This window comes from Ethanoligenens harbinense YUAN-3, from assembly GCF_000178115.2.
GTDB classification, from domain to species: Bacteria; Bacillota; Clostridia; order Oscillospirales; family Ethanoligenentaceae; genus Ethanoligenens; species Ethanoligenens harbinense.
Window position 1 is genome coordinate 1,323,084 of the sequence record NC_014828.1, and the last position, 19,636, is coordinate 1,342,719.

The following is a 19,636-nucleotide window of genomic DNA, read 5'->3' on the forward strand; positions in this document are numbered from 1 at the left end:
GGAGGTCAAAATGTTTGATTTCAAGAAAACCAAAGGTGCGCTTTTGGGCTCCAAAGGCAGTTCCATCCTCCTGATCGCGGGGATGGCGGGCGTGCTGCTCATTTTTCTCTCCCAATTCTGGCCCAGCTCGTCATCCAAACCGGCGTCAAGCGCCGCATCCGCCAAAACGTCCACGTCCGATTATGCGAAACAACTGGAAAGCAGCCTTGGCGGCATCATCAGCAACATCCAGGGCGTGGGGCGCGTGCAGGTGATGGTTACGCTGGAAAGTGGCGTGCAGTATGTGTATGAGCAGAACCAGAAAACCACCAGCAACCGGACGACAACCTCCGGCGACGCGGGCCAGACACAGGAAAACACCGACAACGAGCAGGATACCGTGCTGGCCGATAACGGCAGTGGCGCCCAGCAGCCGCTCATCAAAACCGAAATGCAGCCGCCGGTGAGGGGCGTGGTGGTCGTCTGCGACGGCGGAAATGATCCTACGGTGCAGGACGAGGTGCTTCAGACCGTAATGACCGCGCTCAACCTGCCGGCTACCAGTATCAGCATCAGCCCGATGGCCCCCAGGGCACAAACGGCTTCCAGATAGATGGACTACATCCCGTCCCCTTTTGCAAAACAATGTAAAAACACCAACAGGAGGAGAAATCGATGAGTATGATTATTGGCAAACGACAGATCATCCTTGCGGCGCTGGTCGTGGCGCTGGGCACCGCCATTTTTCTGAACTGGAAATTCACCGGTGCAAGCGGCGGTTCCAATGTGACGGGTGTGTTCAACACCTCCAGCGCGCTGGGAACGTCCACTTATGTGTCCGCTTCCGGCTCGACGTCCGGTGCCGGTTCCGCTGTGTCCGGCAAAAGCTCCGCGGCCTCCGGGCAGAACTCCGCCGCCACTGCGTCCGGCAGCAGTCTCTTCGCCCAGGAGCGCCTGACCCGTACCAAGACCCGCGCGGAAGCGGAGCAGGCGCTCCAGATCACGCTGAACAGTTCCACCGCCACCGACGCCCAGAAACAGGCCGCCCAAACGCAGATCAGCAGCATTGCGAACAATATCACCGCCGAGGGGAATGTGGAAAGTCTCATCGTTTCCAAAGGCTTCAAAGACTGTGTCTGTTTTATCAACAACGACACCGTCAGTGTGGTGGTCGCGCCCAAAAGCAATCAGCCGCTTTCTGCCAGCGACAGCGCCCAGATCGCCGATATCGTCATCCAGCAAACCAAAGTTTCCGCGGATAATATCCATATTATCCAGTCAAAGTAGTTGTGCATCCGGCGGTTTATGGTATAATACATACAAGGCGGCTTAAACTGTGGGCAGCTCCGCCAATTTTGTGAACCGCGAAAACACAGGATAATTTCATGGATGCACATCCGTGGAAATGACGATAGAAAAAGGAGGGCGTATTTCATGGGGTATAATACCTATGCGGAAGACGGCAGCCTGAAAATTTCCGAGGACGTCATCGCCACCATTGCCGGCACCGCCGCGGCAGATGTCAAAGGGATCGCGGGGCTGTCCCTGCGCCCCTTTTCCGATATCAAAGGTATCATGCGGCACAAGCCGGCAGGCCACGCCATCCGGATGGAAATGCACGATGGGGAAGCTGTGCTCGACATTTCGGTCAATCTGTATCTGGGAGCGCATATCCCGGAGGTGGCCACCGAACTGCAGACGCGGGTGAAAGATGCCGTGCAGACCATGACCGGCATTTCCGTATCCAAAGTCCATGTGCATGTGGCCGGTGTCGTGCTGACTGATGAAGCACCCGCAGTCGAATGACAAAACTTGACCCCTTCTTGACGGAGGGGTCAAGTTTTGCTGTGTAGTAATAAAAAAGGAACCGAGGGAAACATGACCAGACGTGAGGCGCGCGAACAGGCGCTCTGCCTTGTTTTTGAAGGCCTGTTCAAAGAAGAAAACGTATCCGAGATCCTCGATCTGGCGGTGCAGGCCAGGGAGGAATTCCTGGTGGACACGTTTGCGGAAATGCTGGCCACCGGGGTGTACGACCACCGGGATGACATCGACCGGAAGATCGAGCAATATGCCATCGGATGGACCAAAAGCCGTTTGTCCCGTGTGGTGCTCACGGTGCTGCGCATCGCGTTCTTTGAACTGCTGTATGAGCAGGATACGCCGGACAGCGTTGCCATCAACGAGGCGGTGGAACTGGCCAAAAAGTATGGCGGGGATGGGGACAGCGCTTTTGTCAACGGGGTGCTGGGTGCGTTTGTGCGCGCGGAGAAGGCCGACGCCACATGAGCCTGTTCCTTGGTATCGACACCAGCAACTATACCACGTCCACCGCGCTGTACGATACCGCGACCGGTGTGATGACCCAGCAGAAACGTTTGCTGCCCGTGAAATCCGGGCAGAAGGGACTGCGCCAGAGCGACGCCGTCTATCTGCATCTCAAGCAGCTGCCCGAATTACTGGAAGCGCTGCTTGCGGACATTTCCGAACCGGTGGCGGCTGTGGGCGTGTCGGTGCGCCCGCGCGACGCGGAGGGTTCGTATATGCCGTGCTTCGAGGCGGGGCATGCCGTCGCCCGCGCTGTCGCCGCGGCGCTGCGTGTGCCGGTGTATTTCTTTTCCCATCAGGCGGGGCATATTGCCGCCGCGCTGTTCTCGGCGGACAGGCTGGATTTACTGGAGCGGCCGTTCGTGGCGTTCCACCTTTCGGGCGGCACGACCGAGGCGGTGCTCTGCCGGCCGGGTGCGGGCTCGCCGGAGATTGAATTGCTCCACACCTCTCTTGACCTCAAAGCGGGACAGGCTGTGGATCGCGTGGGCCTGCTGCTGGGGCTGCCGTTTCCGGCCGGCCCCGCGCTCGAAGCACTTTCGCACCAAAGCAAACGTACTTTTACCGTGCGCCCGAGCATGAAAGACGGCGATTGCAGTCTTTCGGGTATTGAGAACCAGTGCGCAGCCATGCGTGCGCGCGGCGAACCGGACGCGGATACCGCGCGATATTGCATCTGCGCCATTGCCGCTGCGCTTCATGGCATGACACGTGCGGTGCGGGAACGGTTTCCGGACCTGCCGCTTTTGTATGCGGGCGGCGTAATGTCCAACAGCGACATCCGCGCGGAGTTCACGGAACAGTATGGCGCGTTGTTTGCCCGCCCCGGCTTTTCTTCCGACAACGCGGCGGGCATCGCCGTACTGGCCATGCGGAAGGTGGAACAGGCATGAAAACGGGTTTTTCCGTGCTGACGGTTTCTCAACTGAATTTTTATGTACACACACTGCTTGAATCCGACGAACGGTTGAGCGGTGTGTTTCTGCGCGGGGAGATTTCCAATTTCAAGAACCATTACCGGTCCGGGCATTACTACCTGTCATTGAAGGATGAAGATGCGGTTATCCACGCGGTGATGTTCAAGGGAAACGCGCAGCGCCTGCGCTTTTTGCCGCAGGACGGCATGAAGGTGATCGTTTCGGGGCGCGCATCGCTCTATGAGCGGGATGGGCAATACCAGTTCTATATCGACGATATGCAGCCGGACGGCATAGGTGCGCTGCATGTGGCGTTTGAGCAGCTCAAAGAAAAACTGCGGAAGGAAGGCTTGTTTGATGCGTCGCGCAAGCGCCCGCTTCCGCTGTACCCGGAGCGGATCGGCGTGGTGACCTCCGCAACCGGCGCGGCGCTGCAGGACATCCTGCATGTGCTTGGCCGGCGCTGGCCCGTGGCGGAAGTGGTGCTGGCGCCCGTGCTGGTGCAGGGGGTGGAGGCCCCGGGGCAGATCTGCGCAGCTATCCGCGCCATGAACGCGGCCCGTGCGGCGGATGTGCTCATCGTGGGGCGGGGCGGCGGCTCCATCGAGGACTTATGGGCGTTTAACGAGGAGGGCGTGGCGCGGTGCATCGCGGCATCGGATATCCCGGTGGTATCCGCTGTGGGGCACGAAACGGATTTCACCATTGCGGATTTCGTGGCGGATGCCCGTGCGCCCACGCCGTCCGCGGCGGCGGAACTGGTATCGCCCGAGCGGGCGGCCGTGACAGCCGGTCTGTATGCCATGCAGGCGCGGATGCGCAGTTTGCTCGCGCAGAAGCTGGCTGACCAGCGCGCACGGATGCAGGCGGCCGCGCAGAGACTGTATGTGCCTGCCCGGCTGTTGAATATGCACCGCATGAAAACGGATATGCTGGACGCGCGCCTGACGACTGCCGCCAAAGCCCGGACGGAGCAAGCGCGCGCAGCACTTTCCGCGCTTGCAGGCGAACTGGATGCGCTCAACCCGCTCAAGGTGCTGTCGCGCGGCTATACCGTGGTGGAAAATGCGCAGGGGTGCGCTGTCACCCGCGCGGCGGCGCTTGCGCCGGGAGAGTCGGTCACGCTGCGTTTTTTGGATGGGCGTGCGTATTGCGTGGTGCAAAGCGTGGGAACGATAGATAGGGACGGTGAGCAAGATGAAAAAAGAGATGGAGAAAGAACCGACGTTTGAGGAAGCCATGGCGCAGCTCGAGCAGATCGTAGACAGGCTGGAAAGCGGTGAAGAAACGCTGGATGGATCGATCAGGCTGTTTGAAACGGGTGCGCGCCTGTCGGCTCTGCTCGACCGCAAGCTGTCGAAGGCGGAACAGAAGATCGCCAGCCTGAGCGTGCCGGGCGGGCAGCCGACGATGCAGGAATCGCCCAAAGACGAATAAACACAGACGCGCGCCGGCGCAATGGAGCCAAAATGAAATACAGCGAACGGATTGAGGATATTGCAAAACGGGTGAACGAAGCGTTGAACCGTTTCCTCCCCACGGCGGAAGGACCGCAGAAACGCCTGTTTGAGGCGATGCGTTATAGTGCCATGGCCGGGGGAAAACGTGTTCGCCCGATGCTTGTGCTGGAATTCTGCCGTATGTGCGGAGGAAAGGAAGAACAGGCGCTGCCGTTTGCCTGTGCGGTGGAGATGATCCACACCTATTCGCTGATCCACGATGATCTGCCCTGCATGGACGACGATGATTTCCGTCGGGGGCGGCCGTCCTGCCATGTGCAGTATGATGAAGCAACGGCTCTCCTGGCGGGAGATGCGCTGCTTAGTCTTGCTTTTGAAACGGGTTTGTGTAATAATATGCAGAGTGGCGTTTTGGCGCAAAACGCGCTTCGCGCCATGGGTCTGTTGGCAAAAGCGTCCGGCGGGCAAGGTATGGTCGGCGGACAGATGATCGATCTGCTTTCGGAAGGGCAGCACATCCCGTTGGAATTGCTGGAAACCATGCACCGTGGCAAAACCGGCGCCATGATCCGCGCCGCGGCTGCGGGAGGCTGCATTCTGGCGGGCGCGGACGAGACGCGTGTGCAGGCGGCGGATGCCTATGCGGCAAAACTTGGTCTGGCGTTTCAGATTGTGGACGATATCCTGGATGTGACCGGAAATTCCCAGACACTGGGTAAGCCGGCGGGCAGCGATGTGGGCAATCGCAAGTCCACTTATGTGACCCATCTTGGGCTTGAGGAAGCCCGACGGCTTGCCGGCAGACTGTCGCAGGAAGCGGTGGACTGCCTGCGTGTCTTCGGTGAGGAGCGGGCGTTTTTGTCCGATTTTACCCTGCGTTTGCTGAACCGGGACCACTGATTCAAACTTCAATAAGAATATATTCGGTTTTCCGGCGTGCGTTGTAAGCTGCGCGCATTTTGGATAACCAGTGCTTCTATGCACTGGGAGACCTTGCCGGCGGATGGGGACCGGTGATCTCATATTGCGCGGCAAGCGCGTGGAGGGTTGGGTGCATGTTGGTGCTATCGCATTTTTTTCATAATTATATCTTGATGGCGGCGGTTTTGAGCTGGATCTTTGCGCAGATCATCAAAACGGTGATTACCCTGATCATTACCAAGCGGTTTGACCCCGAGCGCATTTTGGGCGCGGGCGGAATGCCCAGCGCTCACTCTGCAATGGTGTGCGCGCTGTTTGTGGGCGTGTTGCGCAGGTGCGGCGCCGCGTCGCCGGAATTTGCATTGGCGTTTGTGCTTGCCGGCGTGGTCATATACGATGCAATGGGTGTGCGTCGAGCGGCGGGCGAACAGGCGAGAGTGCTCAATAAACTGGTGGAAATCACCGAGAAAAACGGCTCCGAAGTCACGCGGAAGGGTCTCAAAGAATCTTTGGGCCACACGCCGATGGAAGTGCTGGCCGGCATCATGCTCGGTATTCTGGTGGCGCTGGCCATGGGCTGACAGCCGCTCGATGGATAGATTTTGAATGTGCAGGCCGGTGCGCGTTTCGGACCCGATGGAGGGAATCGTTCTTGGAATATCCGTTGCTTGATCAGATAAAAGGGCCGGAAGATGTGAAAAATCTTGAGCAAGGGCAGCTTCCCGCCCTTTGTGCGGAACTGCGGCAAAAACTGATTGAAACGGTTTCCGCAAATGGCGGACATCTGGCGTCCAATCTGGGCGTGGTGGAGTTGACGGTGGCTCTCCACCGCGCCTTTGCATCACCCAAAGACCAGATCGTCTGGGATGTGGGCCATCAGAGTTATGTGCACAAACTGCTCACCGGCCGGGCGGACCGGTTCGATACCATCCGGCAGTTCGGAGGGCTTTCCGGTTTTCCGCGCGCCGATGAGAGCGTGCATGATCCGTTTGGGGCGGGGCACAGCAGCACTGCCATTTCGGCGGCGGGAGGACTGGCCGCAGCCAAGCGCGTAAAGGGTGAAGACGGGTACGCTGTGGCGGTTGTGGGCGACGGCGCGCTGACCGGCGGCCTTGCGTTTGAAGGCATGAACAACGCCGGGCGCACACAAGATAAGCTGATAATCGTACTCAACGACAACAAGATGTCCATTTCTCACAATGTGGGCGCCATCGCCCGGCACCTCATGGTCATCCGCGCCAGGCCGTTTTATTTTAAGATCAAGGATATCGCCGAGGCGGTGCTTGCTCATCTGCCCTATATCGGGCCTAAGATCCGCAAGGCGCTCGTTCTGTCCAAAAACGCGATCAAGAACTATCTCTACCACAGCACCATTTTTGAGGAAATGGGCCTGATTTATCTGGGCCCGGTGGATGGGCACGATATCGAAGCGGTGGAACGGTTGCTCCGCCGGGCCAAGACGGCCGGTCGCCCGGCGCTGGTGCATGTGCTTACTGTTAAGGGCAAAGGATATTCGTTTGCCGAACAGGATCCGCGCGCATTCCACGGTGTGTCGCGCTTTGACGTGGAAACGGGGGACGCCATCGCCCCGGCCAGCCGCGAAACGTTTTCCGCCGTGTTCGGGCGCACGCTCTGCATGGCGGCGTCCAGCAATCCACGTCTTTGCGCGCTGACAGCCGCCATGGCTGCGGGCACAGGGCTGACGGAGTTTGCCGCGCAGTACCGCGATCGCTTTTTCGACGTTGGCATCGCCGAGGAACATGCCGTGGTGTTTGCGGCGGGGCTGGCCGCCAACGGTATGCTGCCGGTGTTTGCCGTATATTCCACGTTTCTGCAGCGCGCCTATGACCAGATCATTCATGACGTTGCCCTGCAAAAGCACAAGGTCGTTTTTGCCGTTGACCGGGCCGGACTGGTGGGGCAGGACGGTGAGACCCATCAGGGCGTTTTCGATGTGGCGTTTTTCAACACCGTTCCCCACATGACCGTGTTTAGCCCCACCACGTCGGACGAACTGCGCAATCTGCTTTTTGCCGCTTTCTATGAATGTGACGGACCGGTTGCCGTGCGCTATCCGCGGGGATGTTCTCCCGTGCTGCCTGCGGATTTCCATCCGGCCTACGGCACCTATGATCTGTATGGCGCAGGGCAGGCGGATATTCTGATCGTAACCTACGGCAGGTTGTTTGCCGAAGCGGCCAGTGCCGCGCAGATGCTGCGCAGGGAAGGGCGGTCCGTGTCGGTCCTCAAACTCAACCGCATCAAGCCGGTGGACAAGGTTTGCTATGAAACCGCCATGTTTTTTTCCCGGCTCTATTTTGTGGAAGAAGGCATCCGTTCCGGCGGCGTGGGCGAACTATTCTGTGCACAGATGATGGAGCGGGGATATCAGGGTGCCTGCCATATCAGTGCGATCGACGATACGTTCGTTCAGCAGGGGCCCGTGGATGTGCTGTTGCATCTGCTCGGACTGGATGCGGAGGGCATTGCCGACAGAATCCGCCGGGATACGGTCACGCCGCCCGGCCTGAAACACTTTGACGGAAGGCTGGTTCTATGAGCGCAAAGAAACGGATCGACCTGCTGCTGGTGGAAAAAGGGCTGGAAAAAAGCAGGGAGCGTGCCAAAGCGCTGGTGATGGCAGGTATTGTCTATGCTGATGGTGTAAAAGTGGACAAACCGGGGGACGAGATCAAAATCGAAGCGCGGCTGGAAGTACGCGGCCATACGCTGCCATATGTCAGCCGCGGTGGGTTGAAGCTGGAAAAGGCCATGCAGGTCTTCCCGGTTCGGCTGGATGGAGCCATCTGTATGGATGTTGGGGCATCCACCGGAGGATTCACGGATTGTATGCTGCAAAACGGCGCAAAGAGAGTGTATGCCATTGACGTGGGTTATGGGCAGTTGGCATGGAACCTGCGCAACGACCCGCGCGTGGTCAATCTGGAGCGCACCAATATCCGGCATCTCACGGCGGAGCAGGTGCCCGAACCGGTCGATTTTTTCTCGATTGATATCTCATTCATTTCGCTCACGCTCGCGCTGCCGGTGGTGCGCCGGCATCTGCGCGAAGAAGCGGAAGGTGTCTGTCTTATCAAACCGCAATTTGAGGCCGGACGTGAAAAAGTGGGCAAGCATGGCGTGGTACGGGATGCGGCTGTCCACAAGGAGGTCATCCGTAAGATCACGGCATTTGCCCCGACGGCTGGTTTCGTACCGGCAGGGCTGGATTTTTCACCCGTTAAAGGACCGGAAGGAAACATTGAATACCTGTTGTATTTGAAAACAGCTTGCAATGCCGGGCCGGAATTGTTTACAATAGAAACGGTTGTGCAGAATGCGCACCGGACATTGAACGGCACTGTCTAAAAAAGCGCGCATGGCGGCAAAGGGGGAAGACGATGAAGTTTGGCGTGGTTCCAAGTGCCGAGAAAGACAAAGGCTTTGTCTACACCACCGAAGTTTGCCGCCGACTGTTGCAGCTCCGGGTGACGGTGCTGATGCCGACGTTCACCGCAGCGCAGATGCGGCTGGACGGCCTGGTGTTTCTCGAAATAGACGAGATCTACAACAGCGCCGATCTGATTATTGTCCTTGGGGGAGACGGAACCATCCTGCACGCCGCAAAGCTGGCAGCTGTTCGGCAGCTGCCGGTTTTGGGCATCAACGTCGGGCGGCTTGGTTTTATGGCGGGGCTGGAGTTGAACGAACTGGACAGGTTGTCCAGACTGGTGCAGGGCGATTATGAACTGGACAGCCGCATGATGCTCGCGGTGCATGTGAGCGGCGTGCCCGTTTCCTATGCGCTCAATGATGTCGTTATCACCAAGGGAGCGGTTTCCCGTCTGATTGATATTCGTCTCAACTGTAATCGGCGGCTGGTGGGAAATTACCGCGCGGACGGGCTGATCGTGTTTACCCCAACGGGTTCCACGGCGTATTCGCTCTCGGCGGGCGGCCCGGTAATCGATCCGGAGTTTGAGAGCATTGGTGTTACCCCCATTTGCCCGCATTCGCTGATTTCGCGTACCATCCTCTTTTCGCCGGACGCGGAGATCTGTATGTTCCCGGAGCAACTGGAGGAACGCGAGGCCTATCTGCTGCTCGACGGCAAGCAGGTCATGCGGCTGGAGAGCGGCATGCAGGTGCGGGTGGTGCGATCCAGCCGCAAAACCCATCTGGTGCGTCTGAAAGATATCTCGTTTTACGAGGTGCTGAACAACAAAATGAACGAAAGGAGCATTTGAGCCATGAAACAGGGGCGGCACGAAAAGATCCTGGAGTTCATTGCGGCACACGAGATATCCACACAAGAAGAATTGCTCAGTTTGCTGCGGGAAAATGGCTACCCTGTCACACAGGCGACCGTTTCGAGGGACATCAAGCAGCTCCGGCTGCTGAAAACCCTTTCCGGCAGCGGAAAATATATCTATAAAGCGCCCAAATCGGAAACGGAGGGACTTTCCTCGAAGTTTGATGTTTTGCTTGAAGAATCCGTCGTGAAGATGGAGGCAGTATTCAATCAGATCGTCATCAAATGCTATTCCGGGCTAGCCAATGCGGTCTGCGCCGCGATGGACACTATGCATTTTCAGGGCCTGGTGGGCACGCTCGCGGGAGATGACACCATTCTCGTCATCATGCGTACAGAAGAAGATGCTCAAAACCTCTGCGCGCTTCTGGAAAAAAAGATCCGCGCGTAAAGATTGCCCGCGCACGGATCGGTTTTTATGACATAAAGGCAGGTGGACGCTATGCTGGCACAACTGCATATCGAAAACGTCGCGGTCATCGAAAATGCCGATCTGGTGCTGGCGGACGGTCTGAATGTGCTCACAGGGGAAACCGGCGCGGGTAAATCGATCCTTATTGGTTCCATCAATCTGGCGCTTGGCGAGCGTGTTTCCAGAGAGATTGTGCGCGCAGGCGCCCATGCGGCGCATGTGACAGCGCTGTTTGCGCAGGTGCCGGAACGTATTCGCACACGCGTGGAGGGATTGGGATTCCCTTGCGAGGAGGACGGCAGCCTGCTTCTTTCCCGCGAAATCACGGCGGACGGGCGCGGCAGCTGCCGTATCTCCGGTCGGCCTGCCACCGTTTCTGTTCTGCGGGAAGTCGGGCGGCTGCTGGTGAATATTCACGGGCAGCACGACAATCAGGCACTGCTTGCGCCCGAGAACCATATCCGGTATCTGGACCTTTACGCGGGCAATACAGAGAGTTTGCAGGCCTATCATGAGGTCTATCAGCAACTGCGTCGGTTGCGCGCGCAGTTGAAAAAGCTAGCGATGGACGATGCGGAAAAGGCCCGGCGTGTCGATCTGCTCCGATACCAGATCGACGAGATCCGTACGGCCGGTCTGCGGCCAGGCGAGGAAGAAGAACTGGAAGAACGTCGCTCGAATATCCTCCACGCTGAAAAAATCACGGGTTCCTTGCAGGAAGCGTTGGGTGCTTTGCAGGGTGCGGAAACTGCAGCGGGTGCCGACACATTGGCAGGTGCGGCGGCAAGCGCCGTGCAGGCGGCATCCGATCTGCTGCCGCAGCTCGTGCCGCTGGCCGAGCGCCTGCAGAACCTGCGCTATGAACTGGAAGACTGCGCGGCCGAGCTGCAGAACCGGCTGGACGGTGTGGATGCCGACCCACGCGGGCTGGAAGCCGTGGAGGAACGCCTGGACACGATCTTCCGTCTGCGGGGAAAATACGGCGAAACAATCGGGGATATCCTGACGTTTGCCGAGCGGTCCGAACAGGAACTGGAAAGCATCACGTCGTCGGGGGAGCGGGCGGACGCATTGCGCCAGAAAGGAAAGGCGTTGGCTGCGCAGGCCAAACAGATGGCGGGCCGCCTAACGGAAAACAGGCGGCGGGCCGCACGCACGATGGAAGAAAAGATACGGACGGAGCTGGCGTTTCTGGAAATGCCCAATGTCCGTTTTCACGTGAAGCTGACGCCGCTGTCCCGGTTGGAAGCGGACGGCGCGGACGGCGTGGAATTCCTGTTTGCGGCCAACCCCGGCGCGCCGCTGCGGCCGTTGGTCAGAATCGCGTCCGGCGGCGAAATCTCCCGCGTTATGCTGGCCATCAAAAACGCGCTGGCGGATGTGGATGACATTGACACACTCATTTTCGATGAGATCGACACCGGCGTCAGCGGCCGTGCTGCCTATAAGATCGGTGTCAAGCTCAAACAAGTGGCCGGGGCGCGGCAAATCGTCTGCATCACGCATCTGGCGCAGATCGCGGCACAAGCCGACCGGCACGTTTTGATTGAAAAGACCGTGGAGGATGGCAGAACGTTCACCCGCCTGCATGTGTTGGATTTTGAAGGGCGCAAACGCGAGCTGGCGCGCATTATTGGCGGCGCCGCCATCACGCCGCTCACGTTGCAAAACGCGGCGGAGATGCTGGGCGCGGCCGGGACGTTCCCGTCGTCGGACGGATGAATATTGGAGGGTTAAACACATGGGCGTATATGAGGAATTGACGGCACGCGGGCTGATCGCACAGACGACCGACGAGGAAAAAGTCAGGGAATTGGTTAACGGCGGGCCCGTTACCTTTTATATCGGCTTCGACCCCACGGCGGACAGCCTGCATGTCGGCCATTTTCTGCAGATGGTCATCATGGCGCATATGCAGCGTGCGGGACACCGTCCTGTCGCGGTGCTCGGTGGGGGAACGGGCATGGTGGGAGACCCCACCGGACGCACCGACATGCGGCAGATGCTCACACCGGAGGCCATCCGGCACAACATTGCACAGTTCAAAAAGCAGATGGAGCGGTTCATTGATTTTTCGGATGGCAAAGCCTTGATGGTCAACAACGCTGACTGGCTGCTCAGTTTGAACTATGTGGATTTTCTGCGGGAAGTGGGCGTACATTTTTCCATCAACCGTATGCTGACGTTCGAATGCTTTAAGACGCGGATGGAACGTGGTCTCTCGTTCCTTGAATTCAATTATATGCTCATGCAGAGCTATGATTTCTACCGGCTTTTCACCGATTATGGCTGCAAGATCGAATTCGGTGGGGACGACCAGTGGGCTAATATCATCGGCGGCGTCGAACTCATCCGAAAGAAAACGGGGAATGACGCCTACGGTATGACGTTCCAACTGCTCACCACCAGCGACGGCAAAAAAATGGGAAAAACACAGGGCGGGGCAGTCTGGCTCGACCCCGAAAAGACATCGCCCTATGATTTTTATCAATATTGGCGCAATGTAGAGGATAGCAATGTCATCCGGCTTTTGAAAATGATCACGTTCGTGCCTTTGGATGAGATCGAAACGTTTTCCGATTTGGAGGGCAGTGAACTCAACCGCGCTAAAGAACGACTGGCCTATGAAGTGACCAAACAGGTGCACGGTAAGGAAGAAGCCGATAAGGCGCAGGAAGCTACCCATGCGCTGTTTGGCACGGGCGGCAGCAACGCGAACATGCCTGCCACCGCTTTGTCGGAGTCCGATTTCCACGACGGGCAGATTACTATCCTGGAGTTGCTGGTGCGCTGTGGCCTTGCACCTTCGCGCGGGGAAGCGCGCCGTCTGATCGAACAGGGCGGTGTCAGCGTCAACGACCGGAAAATCACCTCGTTTTCCCAGACGTTTGCCCCGGCCGATTTTCAGACGGACTATATCGTTCGCAAAGGGAAAAAGGTATTTCATAAAGTAACCTTGGAAAACTGACAGGAAAAAGGGAGCCTTTTTCGATTTTTCGGAAGCGAAGAAGTAGTTCAAATGTCTGAAATCAAAGAATTGCGAAGGATATCGGGCCATGCTGCCGGTTTCTCAAAAATCCGGAGCGGATGTTTCGCACTCTGTTGGAGGAACAGGAGGGGTCGAAATGACAGCAAACGAAGCGGGTGCCAAGCCTGCCGAAACGATGACCCGCTGTGCGTTGGTCGATTATTGCCTGACCTACCCCGACGCATACGAAGATTACCCGTTTGACGAGAGTGCGGATGCGGCGGGTGCATGGACGGTGATTCGCCACCGGTTGAATCAAAAGAGCTTCGCCTTTATCTATGAACGTGACGGGCTGTGCGTCAATCTCAAATGCGAGCCGGAAGATGAACTGCGCGGCATGATCGAGCACAGCTACCGTCTGACGATGCCAAAGCGCGGCAGATAGAGATGATGACGCTTTTTTGCAATTCAGGAGATGACCGTATGGGCAGCTACACAAAGACCGATTTTGAACACCCCGCTTTCATTATCATCGATATGCAGAACGACTTTGTTTTGCCGGGCGCGGCTGCGTAGATATCCGGAACATTTGCGATTTTGCCAAACATGGTAAAGTTGCTGCGGTTCGCCTGGGTACGCGTGGAGCCGACATCGTATCCCCGTTAAAGCCGAACGGTACTCCGCTCGACGACGAGAATCTGCTCAATGGGGCCTTGCAGAACATATTTCCAAATGAATGGATTGTCTATAAACCGCGGTGGGGCGCATTTTATCAGACACCGCTTGAAGATTTTTGCGGAGCCGCCATGTGAACGATCGTCAGGGTATGAGTAGGCGGAAATTTACGATTGGGGAGGAAACACAGCATGGCGGAAGCGTTTGATTTCAAAAAGATGTACAAAGAGCTTTACGGGTCCAAAACGGAGCCGTCCCTTGTAGAGGTGTCCGCGATGCCGTTCCTGATGCTGGACGGACAATACCTCGGCGGAATATCAAACAGCGCTGGAACTGCTGTACGGCCTGTCGTTCACCCTCAAGATGAGTCCGAAGGCCGGCGTGGTTCTGCCGGGCTATTTTGCCTATGTGGTGCCGCCGCTGGAGGGACTGTGGATGACGGAGTCCGGCGGGTTTGACGGCACGAACATTACGGACAAGTCCGGGCTTCTATGGACTTCGATGATCCGCCAGCCGGATTTCGTCACCCCAAAGGTGTTCGACTGGGCGCGCGAAACGTTGCATAAGAAAAAACCAGCCCTTCCCATCGAACAGGCGCGGCTGGAAATTTTTACGGAGGGTACTTGTGCGCAGATTTTGCATATTGGACCCGATGACGCCGAATCTGTTTCCATTGAGAAAATGAAGCGGTTTGCAGAGGGAAACGGCTTGATCAGCGCCATCGGTGACCCGCTGCCCGGCGGTGGTATGCGCCGACACCATGAGATTTATCTAGGCGACCCGCGCCGCACGGCGCCGGAAAAGCTGCGCACAATTATCCGTCACCCGATGAAACGAGCATGATGCGTCAGGCTTTTCACTGGTTACCCTGTTCTTCTTTTTTTCGCCTGCGGAATGTGTTGACGTTGTAGTGGTTGCGGCAGGCGGCCGAGCAGAATTTGTCGCGCGGTTCGGATTTTAGCAGGCGTTACCGCATATAAAGGAGACGCGCCGGCGGTTTCCACCGGTCGGATGTCCCGTACGCCGCTTACTTCGGCAATCTCATATTCCGACCACTGCACCCATTGGGCATTCAGATTCGGAAAAGGCTCGTTTAATTCCATGGGTGCCCCCGCCCAGACAGACCGGCTTAGCGCCGGCCTGTTTTTTCTTAATCGTCCCGATGCCCGCTATGCTTGTGGGTATTGTCGCGTATCTCGCAGAGGAAAAGTTTGCCCGGGTGGCGCACGGTGAACCGCCCGCACAGATGTTCATGGATGGAATTCGTGCCGTGACGGCGGAACTGGTGAGGGTTGGCCACGCCATTGGCGTCGGACTGGAAGCTTCGGACGTGTTCCAAAGCCGCCTTGCTGCGGCAATCGAGAGCGCATCAGGACAGTATGATCTGGGGATACAGCGATTTGGAGATTGTGGAAACATACGAGCGCGAGATGTCGTTCCCCATTAGCTGGAAAGAATCAAGGCCATAGGAAACGCGGTCCACCGCTTTAGGCACTTCCTATCCTTGGAGCGATTGCGGCCATCGAACGCTCTACTTGAGTTGCACCGGGAGACAATTATTCGCATCCCCCTTGTGCATTTGTGTGGGAGCGGATGATACCGCTAAAATTCCGCACGGCAGGATTGATCGTGTTATTAGAAGCGGCCAGCCGGATAAACGTCGCGCCGATTTCGTCTGCGCAAAACAGTCGGAGAGGTTCGTTTTCCGGCACGACCGCCCTCGGCAAGAGAGAAATGCCCCACCCCAAAGCGACCGCTTTTATGATTCCGGCCAACGTGTCAAATGTAATGACCTCCGCAGGGATGCCTGTATTCCTTAAAACCCAGCTTTCAAGCAGGCCGCGATACGGACAGCCCGGAATATCGGATGCCACAAGCGGCAATCGCATGGATTCTTCATAGCAACGGTTCTCCGGCGTAATCAATGCCAAATTTTCCTGCATGGAAAAGAGCGCGATTACTTTGGAATTTTCAATCTGTGTGTTGACAAAGGCGCAATCCAATCCACCGTCGGCAACGGCTTGAAGCAGTTGGCTCTGGATGCCAGTTGACACCGAAAAACGTGTCTGCGGATATACTCGCGCAAATGCGTCAAGCCAGATGGGAAGCGCGTGAGCGGCAATCGTTTGGGTCGCGCCGATTTTCAAAATGGGTTTATTATCGGTTAGGTGCTGTTTCGCTTCATCCAGCAGGTGAACCACCTGATCCGCATACCGGAGCAGTTGTTTTCCCTTTTCGGTCAGTGTAACGCCCTTGCTATGGCGGACAAACAGCGTTACTTCAATCTCTTGTTCAAGATGCCGGATATGGGCCGTCACGTTGGATTGGGCATAGCACATGTTTTCCGATGCTTTCGTGATGGACCCGGCATATGCCACTTCCCAAAAAATCCGAAGCTCCAAACTTTCCATGTTTTCCTCCATCGTCCAAACAGATGGATGCGTTCGTTTTTCCCTATTATACTTCCTCCGGCATAAAAAGTATAATGGATTTGTCAAGAAGCATATCAAGAAACGGAGGATTGGAATATGGATTTTCATAACAAAACAGCAGTTGTCACAGGGGGGGCAACAGGAATCGGCAAGGCAGTCTGTCTGATGTTAGCTGGGCTTGGCTCCAATATCGTGCTGAATTATGCGCACTCGAAAGTGGACGCACAGGAAACGGAGCGGGAAATTCAGAAACTGGGCGGTCGTGTGTTGGCAGTGCGAACGGATGTTTCTGATGACGGCCAAGTGCGGGGGATGATGGATCAGGCGGCGGAACGGTTCGGCGGTATTGATTTTCTGGTCAACAACGCCAGCATCACCGAACAAATCGAATTGCCGGATCTGGAGGCGGTTACGGATGCGGTCTGGGATAGCCTGATAGCGGTCAATGTCAAGGGCATGTTTTACTGTGCCCGCGCCGCCGCGTTGGTCATGAAAGCGCATGGCGGCTCCATTCTCAATATGGGAAGTATCGCCGGTATCACCGGCCGCGGTTCCTCCATGCCCTATGCAGTCTCCAAAGCCGCCGTGCATTGCCTGACAAAATCCCTCGCTCATGCGTTGGCTCCGGAAATCCGGGTAAACTGCATCGCGCCCGCCGCCGTATCTACTCGGTGGTGGAAGGGTGAGGAAGAAAAGATGATACGATTGAGTGGGCATTTGCCCTTGCAACGTATCTCCACCCCGGAGGACATCGCGGAACTGATTTGCGCGATCTTATCGCAAAAGTCCATAACCGGGCAAGTTATCAGCCCGAATAACGGGATGGTCATTTAACAGAATAAAAACAAAATCGCTATTTTGATTCAGGGAGCGCCGTTGGGTGCTCTTTTTTGTATGCCCAAAACCACTCGCCTGGCGAGTGGTTCAAAAGAGGCTTCTGCCGATGAACAGGGCACAAAAACTCCCCTTGCTACAACGGAAATACGGTTCGCCAACTGCATACAAGTAGCAAAAGGAAATTATTCGAAATGAACGACATAAACAGTTTATCGCACATAAGTTGGAATTGCAAATATCACATTGTGTTTGCACCAGATTTTTGGAGAGAAGCGCCGTGAGATAGAGGAAGTCCGTGAGCTTTTTTAATTCTCCGTAATCACGTTGGAAGTACTGGTGGCTGCCATCGGCGCGGGCCTTGCCGTGTGGGGCGTCATCAACCGTCTAGAAGGGTACGGGTCAGACAGTCCAGGCGCGAATGAGCGGGGCCCAGAAGGAAGCAAATATAGGATATAAATACAATATGATAGGTAGCCGGCGGACGTAGGGTATGATACAGATTTATTTATATGCACATCACATTTAAAGACCATCAGCTAAAAAATGGGCAAATGGTCTTTTTGCCCTGTATAAGCAAAAATTTCTTAGTCCAGTCACGGCGATGCCCGAGATATAAGCAGCGAAAATATTGTTGAATTTTAGAAAATCCTTTATTATTTAGTAATATTAGAAATAATATATAAAATATCTTAAAAAAGATTGTTCATAAAATAGACATAAATTATGTATTGAATATTACACAAATATGGTAAAATTATTTCATCCCCTCGTTACATAGTATAAATGCGACACAGGAGAAACAAATGAAAAAGAAGGTAATAGCAGGATTTCGATCAGCAATAGCGGCTACATTAGCAACCATTATGATTTTTTCCAGTACGGTTCAAACTTCTGCCGAGCCCTTGAAATTGGAACATGCCCGCCAAAATCAAGGAGCTTCCACTATTTTACAGAAGGTGCCTGATAACCAAACACCCGGTACCAATAGCACCGTAAGTGAAGCTGGCGTATCACCATCCGGCGAGCCAGGCGCGGCTTCTGGTATTACAAATACGAGTGATCAAAATCGCCGCACTTCAGGCACGGTGCCTTCCATACCCCAAAAGAGCAATGTTGTTCTTCCAACATCATCCACCAGTTTTAACACTGCTCTCGCGGGGCTCTTGATTTCTGACGATGCAACTTTGGATCAAGAGATGGTTGCGAAGAGCATGGAGCAGGTGCCAACAAACAGCGGCATTTGGGTTCCCGCATCAGCGAGAAACGATATTTTAAATCTGCTAAATGCCGCCTCCGCCTATCCATTTACGATAGACGGAGATGGTTACATACATAAAATAAGGGATTCCATACTGACTTCTCAAAAATCTCTTACATTTTATAATAAAATAGATGCGCTAATCTCTGGACAGGACCGTATAATCCTGTCTATATCCCCATATTATTGGAGTTATAACGAATCTTCGCACACCATCACAAAACAAGAGATATCGGACAGCGTATCCGTGGTTTTCCATGACAGTCGGATCATGATTTTAGATCGTGCGCACTTTGCACCAAAATCGCAAAATGAGTATCCTGCCCTTGCGATCTTCATGCTGAATACACTGTATAAAGATGGAACCGATTATACGTCGGCAGTGTCAAAGGAATTAAGCAGCATATTGGAAAAGGCTGCTTCTTCTTCGTCGAATTCAACTGTACTGCCATCTTCAAACAGTACTTCCAGCCAAGATTTTTCCAATGTGTCCGGCAATTCCAGCCAAACACAATCAGATGCATCTTCTGGAAATTCCTCCAGCCCCAAGAAAGATGCGGGCGATGATGGGAGCAATCGCGAACCAAGCGGCAGTCCCAAGACATCTGGTTCTTCGGTGGATAGTTCTTCTCAAATATCCACATCTGCAAGCAGTGCATCTCAGGTGTCTGGAAAAACGGAGAATGTGTTTTCTTCCGGCTCCGTGAGTTCTTCTGAAAGAGACAGCTTGCAGGACGAACAGAAAGATAAGACTTTCTCAAATACGGTTTCATCTTCCAGATCTGTTGATGTCAAAACGAATCCCCCAGCGAAAACAGATGCAGCGTCCGCTGTCTCCTCCGGCTCAAGTCAATTGTCGCCGCCTTCAAAATCGGGTTCAGATAGCAGTATACCCTCTGCTGCTTCTGATAATAGCAGTTCTAATTCTACGGGCAGCCGTTCATATCCCAGTGTTTCCTCACAGTCAAGCGGCAGTCAGGCGCCTTCTCAAGCAAGCAGTGCATCCAACAATTCGTCTGATAAAACAGACGATTCCTCAAGCACTAAGCACTGCCAGCACTTCAGCCGGTAATGCAACTTCGAATACGGATTCTAACCATTCGGGTGTTTCCGAAGCCAACAGTGATAACCAAGTAC

23 protein-coding genes are annotated in these 19,636 nt (G+C 55.4%); 20 read left to right on the plus strand and 3 right to left on the minus strand.

Annotated features, from left to right (window positions below):
* Positions 1-10 precede the first annotated feature (10 nt).
* The 17 genes from ETHHA_RS06110 to ETHHA_RS06190 all read left to right on the plus strand — a co-directional run bounded on the left by ETHHA_RS06110 (position 11) and on the right by ETHHA_RS06190 (position 14,815).
* The gene (locus ETHHA_RS06110; RefSeq protein ID WP_013485117.1) at positions 11-592 is read left to right on the plus strand and encodes a hypothetical protein; all 582 of its coding nucleotides are present in this window, start codon (positions 11-13) and stop codon (positions 590-592) included.
* A gap of 62 nt (positions 593-654) precedes the next feature.
* The gene (locus ETHHA_RS06115) at positions 655-1,266 is read left to right on the plus strand and encodes a SpoIIIAH-like family protein (protein ID WP_013485118.1); all 612 of its coding nucleotides are present in this window, start codon (positions 655-657) and stop codon (positions 1,264-1,266) included.
* Positions 1,267-1,413: 147 nt separating this feature from the next.
* Positions 1,414-1,785, plus strand: a complete 372-nt coding sequence (locus ETHHA_RS06120) for an Asp23/Gls24 family envelope stress response protein (protein WP_013485119.1) — start codon at positions 1,414-1,416, stop codon at positions 1,783-1,785.
* A 72-nt stretch (positions 1,786-1,857) separates the two neighbouring features.
* Entirely contained in the window at positions 1,858-2,268 is a 411-nt protein-coding gene (gene nusB, locus ETHHA_RS06125) for a transcription antitermination factor NusB (protein WP_013485120.1), read from the plus strand.
* Positions 2,265-3,200, plus strand: a complete 936-nt coding sequence (locus ETHHA_RS06130) for a tRNA (adenosine(37)-N6)-threonylcarbamoyltransferase complex transferase subunit TsaD (RefSeq protein WP_013485121.1) — start codon at positions 2,265-2,267, stop codon at positions 3,198-3,200. Before nusB ends, ETHHA_RS06130 begins: the two co-directional genes overlap by 4 nt.
* Complete coding sequence (gene xseA, locus ETHHA_RS06135) at positions 3,197-4,456, plus strand: exodeoxyribonuclease VII large subunit (protein ID WP_013485122.1); 1,260 nt, start codon at positions 3,197-3,199, stop codon at positions 4,454-4,456. Before ETHHA_RS06130 ends, xseA begins: the two co-directional genes overlap by 4 nt.
* Positions 4,434-4,661, plus strand: a complete 228-nt coding sequence (gene xseB / locus ETHHA_RS06140) for an exodeoxyribonuclease VII small subunit (RefSeq protein WP_041687269.1) — start codon at positions 4,434-4,436, stop codon at positions 4,659-4,661. The genes xseA and xseB overlap by 23 nt, the downstream gene beginning before the upstream one ends.
* A gap of 32 nt (positions 4,662-4,693) precedes the next feature.
* On the plus strand, positions 4,694-5,584 hold the full coding sequence (locus ETHHA_RS06145) for a polyprenyl synthetase family protein (protein ID WP_013485124.1): 891 nt from the start codon (positions 4,694-4,696) through the stop codon (positions 5,582-5,584).
* Between the two features lie 155 nt (positions 5,585-5,739).
* Positions 5,740-6,186: a divergent PAP2 family protein gene (locus ETHHA_RS06150; protein ID WP_013485125.1), complete on the plus strand. Its 447-nt coding sequence runs from the start codon at positions 5,740-5,742 to the stop codon at positions 6,184-6,186.
* 71 nt (positions 6,187-6,257) lie between these two features.
* Complete coding sequence (gene dxs / locus ETHHA_RS06155; RefSeq protein WP_013485126.1) at positions 6,258-8,165, plus strand: 1-deoxy-D-xylulose-5-phosphate synthase; 1,908 nt, start codon at positions 6,258-6,260, stop codon at positions 8,163-8,165.
* Positions 8,162-8,974, plus strand: a complete 813-nt coding sequence (locus tag ETHHA_RS06160) for a TlyA family RNA methyltransferase (RefSeq protein WP_013485127.1) — start codon at positions 8,162-8,164, stop codon at positions 8,972-8,974. The genes dxs and ETHHA_RS06160 overlap by 4 nt, the downstream gene beginning before the upstream one ends.
* A 32-nt stretch (positions 8,975-9,006) precedes the next feature.
* Positions 9,007-9,852 (plus strand): NAD(+)/NADH kinase, encoded by an 846-nt coding sequence (locus ETHHA_RS06165; protein WP_013485128.1) that lies wholly within the window; start codon positions 9,007-9,009, stop codon positions 9,850-9,852.
* Between the two features lie 3 nt (positions 9,853-9,855).
* Positions 9,856-10,308 carry an arginine repressor gene (locus tag ETHHA_RS06170; protein ID WP_013485129.1) on the plus strand — a complete coding sequence of 151 codons (453 nt, stop codon included), beginning with the start codon at positions 9,856-9,858 and terminating at the stop codon, positions 10,306-10,308.
* A gap of 51 nt (positions 10,309-10,359) precedes the next feature.
* Positions 10,360-12,051, plus strand: coding sequence for a DNA repair protein RecN (gene recN / locus ETHHA_RS06175; protein ID WP_013485130.1), 1,692 nt, complete (start codon positions 10,360-10,362; stop codon positions 12,049-12,051).
* A gap of 19 nt (positions 12,052-12,070) precedes the next feature.
* Complete coding sequence (gene tyrS / locus ETHHA_RS06180) at positions 12,071-13,297, plus strand: tyrosine--tRNA ligase (protein WP_013485131.1); 1,227 nt, start codon at positions 12,071-12,073, stop codon at positions 13,295-13,297.
* Positions 13,298-13,454: 157 nt separating this feature from the next.
* Positions 13,455-13,742: an MmcQ/YjbR family DNA-binding protein gene (locus tag ETHHA_RS06185; RefSeq protein ID WP_242822099.1), complete on the plus strand. Its 288-nt coding sequence runs from the start codon at positions 13,455-13,457 to the stop codon at positions 13,740-13,742.
* A 593-nt stretch (positions 13,743-14,335) separates the two neighbouring features.
* Positions 14,336-14,815, plus strand: coding sequence for a GyrI-like domain-containing protein (locus ETHHA_RS06190; protein ID WP_341349199.1), 480 nt, complete (start codon positions 14,336-14,338; stop codon positions 14,813-14,815).
* A gap of 20 nt (positions 14,816-14,835) precedes the next feature.
* Here the strand turns inward: ETHHA_RS06190 and ETHHA_RS06195 are convergent, their stop codons facing one another.
* The 3 genes from ETHHA_RS06195 to ETHHA_RS06205 form a co-directional block, all read right to left on the minus strand.
* Positions 14,836-15,075 carry a hypothetical protein gene (locus ETHHA_RS06195; RefSeq protein WP_041686721.1) on the minus strand — a complete coding sequence of 80 codons (240 nt, stop codon included), beginning with the start codon at positions 15,073-15,075 and terminating at the stop codon, positions 14,836-14,838.
* Between the two features lie 47 nt (positions 15,076-15,122).
* Complete coding sequence (locus tag ETHHA_RS15495) at positions 15,123-15,311, minus strand: hypothetical protein (protein ID WP_137143861.1); 189 nt, start codon at positions 15,309-15,311, stop codon at positions 15,123-15,125.
* A gap of 217 nt (positions 15,312-15,528) precedes the next feature.
* Positions 15,529-16,383 carry a LysR family transcriptional regulator gene (locus tag ETHHA_RS06205; protein WP_013485133.1) on the minus strand — a complete coding sequence of 285 codons (855 nt, stop codon included), beginning with the start codon at positions 16,381-16,383 and terminating at the stop codon, positions 15,529-15,531.
* 117 nt (positions 16,384-16,500) lie between these two features.
* Between ETHHA_RS06205 and ETHHA_RS06210 the strand changes: the two genes are divergently transcribed.
* The 3 genes from ETHHA_RS06210 (at position 16,501) to ETHHA_RS15500 (ending at position 19,571) form a co-directional block, all read left to right on the plus strand.
* A complete protein-coding gene (locus ETHHA_RS06210; RefSeq protein ID WP_013485134.1) occupies positions 16,501-17,238 on the plus strand; it encodes an SDR family NAD(P)-dependent oxidoreductase in 738 nt (245 codons plus the stop codon).
* A gap of 366 nt (positions 17,239-17,604) precedes the next feature.
* Positions 17,605-17,697 carry a Maff2 family mobile element protein gene (locus ETHHA_RS16325; RefSeq protein ID WP_423219404.1) on the plus strand — a complete coding sequence of 31 codons (93 nt, stop codon included), beginning with the start codon at positions 17,605-17,607 and terminating at the stop codon, positions 17,695-17,697.
* Positions 17,698-18,044: 347 nt separating this feature from the next.
* Positions 18,045-19,571 carry a hypothetical protein gene (locus tag ETHHA_RS15500; RefSeq protein ID WP_013485135.1) on the plus strand — a complete coding sequence of 509 codons (1,527 nt, stop codon included), beginning with the start codon at positions 18,045-18,047 and terminating at the stop codon, positions 19,569-19,571.
* Positions 19,572-19,636: the final 65 nt, after the last annotated feature.

Coding starts and splice junctions, on each gene's coding strand:
- ETHHA_RS06110 (WP_013485117.1), top strand. CDS start 11: ATGTTTGATTTCAAGAAAACCAAAGGTGCGCTTTTGGGCTCCAAAGGC.
- ETHHA_RS06115 (WP_013485118.1), top strand. CDS start 655: ATGAGTATGATTATTGGCAAACGACAGATCATCCTTGCGGCGCTGGTC.
- ETHHA_RS06120 (WP_013485119.1), top strand. CDS start 1,414: ATGGGGTATAATACCTATGCGGAAGACGGCAGCCTGAAAATTTCCGAG.
- nusB (WP_013485120.1), top strand. CDS start 1,858: ATGACCAGACGTGAGGCGCGCGAACAGGCGCTCTGCCTTGTTTTTGAA.
- ETHHA_RS06130 (WP_013485121.1), top strand. CDS start 2,265: ATGAGCCTGTTCCTTGGTATCGACACCAGCAACTATACCACGTCCACC.
- xseA (WP_013485122.1), top strand. CDS start 3,197: ATGAAAACGGGTTTTTCCGTGCTGACGGTTTCTCAACTGAATTTTTAT.
- xseB (WP_041687269.1), top strand. CDS start 4,434: ATGGAGAAAGAACCGACGTTTGAGGAAGCCATGGCGCAGCTCGAGCAG.
- ETHHA_RS06145 (WP_013485124.1), top strand. CDS start 4,694: ATGAAATACAGCGAACGGATTGAGGATATTGCAAAACGGGTGAACGAA.
- ETHHA_RS06150 (WP_013485125.1), top strand. CDS start 5,740: ATGTTGGTGCTATCGCATTTTTTTCATAATTATATCTTGATGGCGGCG.
- ETHHA_RS06160 (WP_013485127.1), top strand. CDS start 8,162: ATGAGCGCAAAGAAACGGATCGACCTGCTGCTGGTGGAAAAAGGGCTG.
- ETHHA_RS06165 (WP_013485128.1), top strand. CDS start 9,007: ATGAAGTTTGGCGTGGTTCCAAGTGCCGAGAAAGACAAAGGCTTTGTC.
- ETHHA_RS06170 (WP_013485129.1), top strand. CDS start 9,856: ATGAAACAGGGGCGGCACGAAAAGATCCTGGAGTTCATTGCGGCACAC.
- recN (WP_013485130.1), top strand. CDS start 10,360: ATGCTGGCACAACTGCATATCGAAAACGTCGCGGTCATCGAAAATGCC.
- tyrS (WP_013485131.1), top strand. CDS start 12,071: ATGGGCGTATATGAGGAATTGACGGCACGCGGGCTGATCGCACAGACG.
- ETHHA_RS06185 (WP_242822099.1), top strand. CDS start 13,455: ATGACAGCAAACGAAGCGGGTGCCAAGCCTGCCGAAACGATGACCCGC.
- ETHHA_RS06190 (WP_341349199.1), top strand. CDS start 14,336: ATGAGTCCGAAGGCCGGCGTGGTTCTGCCGGGCTATTTTGCCTATGTG.
- ETHHA_RS06195 (WP_041686721.1), bottom strand. CDS start 15,075: ATGGAATTAAACGAGCCTTTTCCGAATCTGAATGCCCAATGGGTGCAG.
- ETHHA_RS06205 (WP_013485133.1), bottom strand. CDS start 16,383: ATGGAAAGTTTGGAGCTTCGGATTTTTTGGGAAGTGGCATATGCCGGG.
- ETHHA_RS06210 (WP_013485134.1), top strand. CDS start 16,501: ATGGATTTTCATAACAAAACAGCAGTTGTCACAGGGGGGGCAACAGGA.
- ETHHA_RS15500 (WP_013485135.1), top strand. CDS start 18,045: ATGAAAAAGAAGGTAATAGCAGGATTTCGATCAGCAATAGCGGCTACA.